Source organism: Pseudactinotalea sp. (assembly GCF_048594945.1).
Lineage (GTDB): Bacteria > Actinomycetota > Actinomycetes > Actinomycetales > Beutenbergiaceae > Pseudactinotalea.
The window spans coordinates 1-2,438 of record NZ_JBMDXJ010000142.1 but is presented as its reverse complement, the minus strand read 5'-3'; the positions used below and the strand labels follow the sequence as shown (position 1 = coordinate 2,438).

The window sequence follows — 2,438 nt, the reverse complement described above, 5'->3', positions numbered from 1 at the left end:
GTCGGTGACCTGCTCAGCGGCGCGTGCGCGGTCGCCGCTGCGAACGGTCGCACGGAGCGCCGTCACCTCGTCGCGGTCCAGCCCGTAGATCTCGATCAGCTCATCGGCGTAGGCGCCGCCGGCCATCGTGACGCAGCGCGGTGCCAGCAGCCGTAGCGCGGCCGACCGGTCGTCACCGATCTCGACGTCGAGCATCAGGCAGATGCTCGCCGAGCCAGACTCGCGCCCGGCCGCACCGGCGGCGACCCGATCCTGCACGAACGCGATGTGCCCTTCCGAGATGCCGTGGGTGATGACGCCGTCAGCGACCTTGCCCGCGAGCTCGAGCATCTTGGGGCCGCGCGCCGCCAGGTACAGCGGCCCAGGGGTCGCGGGCCAGCGCAGTGACGAGCCGTTGGCACTGAAGGTCTCGCCCTCGACCTGTGCGGTGCCCGCCTCGATCTGCCGGATGATGTCGACGCTCTCGGCCACGACGCGCAGCGGCCGCCTCATCGAGATGCCCATCTCACTGGCGAACTCGTAACCGCCGGCACCCAGGCCGAGCACGAACCGGTCCGGGCCGATCTCGCGGAGCGTGGCACCGAGGCTGGCGAGCAGCGTGGGGTGCCGAAGGAACGGCGACATCACCGCGGTGCCCAGGCGCACCCGCTCGGTGGCCGTCATCATCAGTGCGAGCGCGGCTGAGACGTCGCGGTGGAAGTAGTGGTCCGCGAGCCAGACGCTCGCGAATCCCAGATCCTCGGCGCGGCGGGTCATCTCCGCCGCGTGCGTGATTGGCTGGTCCAGCCGAACGGTCACGCCGATGTCCATGTGGTGCTCACCTCTCGTCTCGGGTTGGCATGGCTGTCCAGGCACCGAGTGCCTCGCGCACCAGGCCGGCGGCGCAGCGGCGGCGGTAGGCCGCGCTGGCTCGCAGGTCGTCGATGGGTCGGATGTCGTGCTCGACGGCGTTCGCCGCCTCCGCGATCACCTCGGGTCCCGGGGTGGTTCCCTCGAGCAGCCGCTCGAGCGTGTGCAGCCGCACCACCGTGGGTGCCACGGCGCCCATGGCGAACCGCACGTCGGTCAGCGCGTCGCGCTCACTCGCGCGCCACTGCCAGGCGAGGCTGAGGAAGGAGATCGCCTGCGCCTGCCTACCTCCGATCTTGCGGAAGCCTGCAGCGGGCCTGGTGGGGCCGCACGCGCCTTCCGGCACCGTCACGGTGCGGATCCACTCGTCAGCGCGCAGGTCCACGCGCCGCGGGCCGAGCAGGAAGTCCGCGAGCGGCACCGTGCGGGTGCCTCCGGCGCCCACCACGTCCACGGCCGCGTCCAGCACCAGCAGCGGCGGCACGGTGTCGGCGGCCGGCGAGCCGTTGGCGAGGTTGCCGCCGATGGTCGCGCGGTTGCGGATGGTCGTGGAGGCGAACAGCGCGATCGACTCCTGCAGCGGCACGAGCGCGCCCGCGAGCGCGGTGGCCACCTCGGTCAGGGTGTGCAGCGCAGAGATTCGCAGATCACCGGTGGCAGTCCGCTCCAGCACGGGCACCTCGGCGCGCACGGCCCGCAGGTCCAGCAGCGTGGGTGCCTCGATGCCGGCGCGGCGCTGCACGAGCAGGTCGGTGCCGCCGTTGACCGCGCGCGAGCCGACCAGCAGCCCGGGCACCTCCTGCGCGCCGGCGGGTCGCTGCAGCACCGGGGTCGGTGGAGTCATGAGGCACCGCCCGGGTGCTCCTCGCGGCGCGCGCACGCGGCATCGTGCACCGCGTCGTAGAACCGGTTGTAGGCGGTACAGCGGCACAGGTTGCCGTCGAGCGCGGCACGGATCTGCGCGTCGTCGGGATCGGGGACCCGGTCCAGCAGCGCCGAGCAGGAGTTGAGGACTCCGGGGATGCAGTAGCCGCACTGCACGGCCTGCCGGTCCACGAATGCCTGCTGCAGCGGCGCGTGGCCGGCGTCGGCCAGACCCTCCACGGTGCGGATGTCGGCGTCGAGAACCTGCCCGACCAGCACGAGGCACGAGGTGACGGCCGCGCCGTCGACCACCACGGTGCAGCTGCCGCACTCACCCATGCCGCAGCCCTCTTTGGCGCCGGTGAGGCCGCGTTCGGTGCGCAGGTAGTCGAGCAGCCGCAGACCGTGCTGCTCGGCGGGGATACCGGTGACCTCGGTGCCGTTCAGTCGCACGGTGCCTCCTCGAGCAGAGCGAGCACGCGCTCGGGAGTGAGCGGCAGAGCGTGCGGCAGCACGCCGACCGCGTCCAGCATGGCCGCGGCGATCGCGGGAGACGTGGGCACCACGACCACCTCGGACATGCCCTTGGCGCCAAAAGGCCCGGAGTCCTCGGAGGACGGGACCATCTCCACGTGCATCACGGGGGTGTCGGCGATCGTGGGGATCAGGTAGTTCTCCAGGCTGGAGGTGACCGGGACACCTGCGGAGAGCCGATGCTCCTCCAT

At 72.1% G+C, this 2,438-nt stretch carries 3 protein-coding genes and 1 pseudogene; all 4 read right to left on the bottom strand.

From position 1 onward, the window contains the following. On the bottom strand, positions 1–810 hold an 810-nt coding region (locus tag ACOJSN_RS06720; protein ID WP_420111734.1), incomplete at its 3' end, for an LLM class flavin-dependent oxidoreductase. A gap of 7 nt (positions 811–817) precedes the next feature. After that, positions 818–1,693, bottom strand: a complete 876-nt coding sequence (locus ACOJSN_RS06715; RefSeq protein WP_420111733.1) for an FAD binding domain-containing protein — start codon at positions 1,691–1,693, stop codon at positions 818–820. Next, the gene (locus ACOJSN_RS06710) at positions 1,690–2,166 is read right to left on the bottom strand and encodes a (2Fe-2S)-binding protein (protein ID WP_420111732.1); all 477 of its coding nucleotides are present in this window, start codon (positions 2,164–2,166) and stop codon (positions 1,690–1,692) included. The genes ACOJSN_RS06715 and ACOJSN_RS06710 overlap by 4 nt, the downstream gene beginning before the upstream one ends. Continuing rightward, positions 2,157–2,438, bottom strand: a pseudogene (locus ACOJSN_RS06705) (hypothetical protein); the annotation flags it as partial. The pseudogene ACOJSN_RS06705 and the gene ACOJSN_RS06710, both read right to left, overlap by 10 nt.